The following is a 2,659-nucleotide window of genomic DNA, read 5'->3' on the forward strand; positions in this document are numbered from 1 at the left end:
CATCAGATCGATCTGCCCGCCCAGCAGGTCAGTGATGGCCAGCGGGTTGCTCTTGTAGGGCACATGCAGGATGTCCACGCCCGCGAGCTGCTTGAGCATTTCGCCCGCCATGCGGCTCGATGAGCTGCCGCTGCCAAAGCTGAGCTTGCCGGGGTTCTTCTTGGCAAAGGCCAGCAGCTCGCCCACGTTCTTGTACGGCGCGCTGGCGTTGACCACCAGCACCTGCCCGCCCTTGCCCAGGCCGGTGACCGGCGCAAAGTCCTTCACCGGGTCGTACGAGAGTTTTTTGTACAGGTGCTCGTTGGCGGCGTGTGTGGTGTTGGTGGTGATGAGCACGCTGTACCCATCGGCCGCAGCCTTGGCCACGGCCGACGCGGCGATCATGCCGCTGGCGCCCGCTTTGTTGTCGATGACCACGGGCTGCCTGGTGTCGTTGGTGATGGACTGGCCGAGCGCGCGGGCCAGCTGGTCGGTGGCGCTGCCTGCGGCAAAGGGCACAACGAAGGTGATGGCCTTGGCGGGGTAGCCACCGGCCGCCTGGGCCAAGGCTGCTGGGGCGTGCAACGCGCCCAGCGCCAGCACAGCAGCGGTAGCGAGCAGAGCGCGGCGGGGGGATGAAGGGGTCATGTTGTCTCCTGGTGTTGGTATGGGTGAAAAAGCAAAACGGAAGGTCTAGGCCGTGGGGCCGCCAAAGTGCGGCGCCAGGTGCGCGGGCACAGTGACGGGCATATCGAGCAGCAGGTAGCTCAGCGCCTTGCCGTGGCTGTCGAGGTTGAGCGAGTCGTTCACGCCGCCGTCGAGCACATCGTCCAGCACGATGTTCATGGCCTGCAGCTGCGGCAGCAGGTAGCGCGTGACCTGGCGCGGGCGGCGCTGCGCAAACTGCTGCGCCACGGCGGCCTCGGTGACTTGTTCGACCAGCACATCCCACAGCGCGGGGTGCCAGGCGATGACGCTGATGTTGGAGCGATTGCCTTTGTCGCCGGTGCGGCTGTGGGCCAGGCGGTAGAGGGGAACAGACAGGAAGCCCCCCCTGAGACGCTGCGCGTCTTCCCCCCCAGGGGGGACGCCGCCCGTGCGGCGGGGCGGCCCTTGCACGGCGGCCGCTGGCTCAGGCCGCGCCATGTTGGTAGGCTGTGGGCTCAGCGAAGCATTCTTTGCATCGGTCATGGCTTTACTCCCAGTGGCTGCGGTGCGGGCTCCACCATCTCAAAATGCACGGCCACCGCTTCGCGCGGCACCAGGCACGACACCGTGCCCAGGCGCGGGCGCATGGCGGTGCGCACGCCGCCACCGCCTGCAGGGCCGCAGGTGTAGAGGGCAGTCACCTCGCGCACCAGGCGTTGGGCGCTGGCGTGGTCGCGGTGCTGCAGGGCCACGCGCAGGCGCACATCGCGGGTGTGGTCGTCGCTTTGCGCAGGTGCATCCAACCAGCGGCTGGTGTCGTCACCAAAGATGCTGGTCACGCCAATCAGGTCGATGCGCAGCGGGCCCAGGCCCTGCAAGCGCTCGCGCAGCACCTCGCCTGCCAGGCGGGCTCGGGCTTCGGCGCGCGGGCCAGCGTAGGAGATTTCGCCCTCGGCAAACCAGCCCGATTCAAAACACACGTTGACCTTGAGCGTGGCGGGCCGCGCATGGCCCTGCACGCCTTCCAGCCGCACCGCGTCAGCGGCCACCGTGGTCACGCAGGCGGTGGTGATGTCGGCCACCACATCGGGTGTCAGGTACGCGGCCGGGTCGTGCAGCTCGTACAGCAGCTGTTCCTTCACCGTGCGTTCGGTGATGCAGCCGCCCGTGCCCGGGGGCTTGGTGATGGTGCAGTGGCCGTCGGCATCGATCTCGGCAATCGGATAACCCAGTTGCGCCAGGCCTGGCACGTCCTTGTAGCCAGGGTCGGCAAAGTAGCCGCCCGTAACCTGTGCGCCGCATTCAAGCAAGTGCCCGGCCATGGTGGAGCGGGCCAGCCGGTCCCAGTCGTCCAATGCCCAGCCGTAGTGCGCCAGCGCGGGGCCCAGCACCAGCGATGGGTCGGCCACACGGCCACAGACCACGATGTCGGCGCCTGCGCGCAACGCATCGGCAATGGCTTGCGCGCCGATGTAGGCATTGGCGCTGACGATGGGCTCGGTGGGCATCGCGCTGCCCAACGCGCCTTGCAGCAGCGCACGGTGCTCGGGGCCGCTCAGGTCGTCGCCTTGCAGCACGGCAATGCGCGGGCGGGCCAGGCCCAGCTCGGCCGCCAGGGCGTGGATGCGGCGCGCGGCGCCGTGCGGGTTGGCCGCGCCAAAGTTGCTGACGATGCGCACGCCATGCGCCAGGCACTGCGCCAGCACGGGGCGCAGCAGATCGACCAGCAGGGGTTCATAACCCGCATCGGGGTCAGTGCGGCGTGCGAGCTGGGCCAGGGCCAGCGTGCGCTCGGCCAGCGTCTCAAAGATGAGCACCGCAGGCTGGCCGCTGGCGATGAGCGCCTGCACCACGGGGAGGGCCGCGTCGGTGCGGTCGCCCGAAAAGCCGGCGGCGCAGCCCACCAGCAGTTTGGATTTTTGGTCGTTCGGCATGAATCCGTTGTCTCCTCCCGCCGACTGTAGGAACATCGCGGTATTCTGTGAAATCGATTGTTTTGATGAATCCATCTGAAAAACAGATGAATCAAACC

At 67.8% G+C, this 2,659-nt stretch carries 3 protein-coding genes; all 3 read right to left on the reverse strand.

What is annotated here, in order from left to right:
* Nucleotides 1–627, reverse strand: a 627-nt coding sequence (locus DBR12_RS13145) for a tripartite tricarboxylate transporter substrate binding protein (RefSeq protein WP_146185532.1), incomplete at its 3' end; no start/stop codon positions are given.
* Between the two features lie 45 nt (nt 628–672).
* Nucleotides 673–1,023, reverse strand: a complete 351-nt coding sequence (locus tag DBR12_RS13150) for a hypothetical protein (RefSeq protein ID WP_108617662.1) — start codon at nt 1,021–1,023, stop codon at nt 673–675.
* Nucleotides 1,024–1,166: 143 nt separating this feature from the next.
* A complete protein-coding gene (locus DBR12_RS13155) occupies nt 1,167–2,561 on the reverse strand; it encodes an acyclic terpene utilization AtuA family protein (protein WP_108617660.1) in 1,395 nt (464 codons plus the stop codon).
* Between the last annotated feature and the right edge of the window lie 98 nt (nt 2,562–2,659).

Origin of the sequence: Acidovorax sp. HMWF029 (assembly GCF_003060895.1) — a bacterium.
Lineage (GTDB): Bacteria > Pseudomonadota > Gammaproteobacteria > Burkholderiales > Burkholderiaceae_C > Acidovorax.

What these genes read in the sequence shown, in the direction of transcription:
- DBR12_RS13155 (WP_108617660.1), bottom strand. Translation starts at nt 2,561, where the DNA reads ATGCCGAACGACCAAAAATCCAAACTGCTGGTGGGCTGCGCCGCCGGC.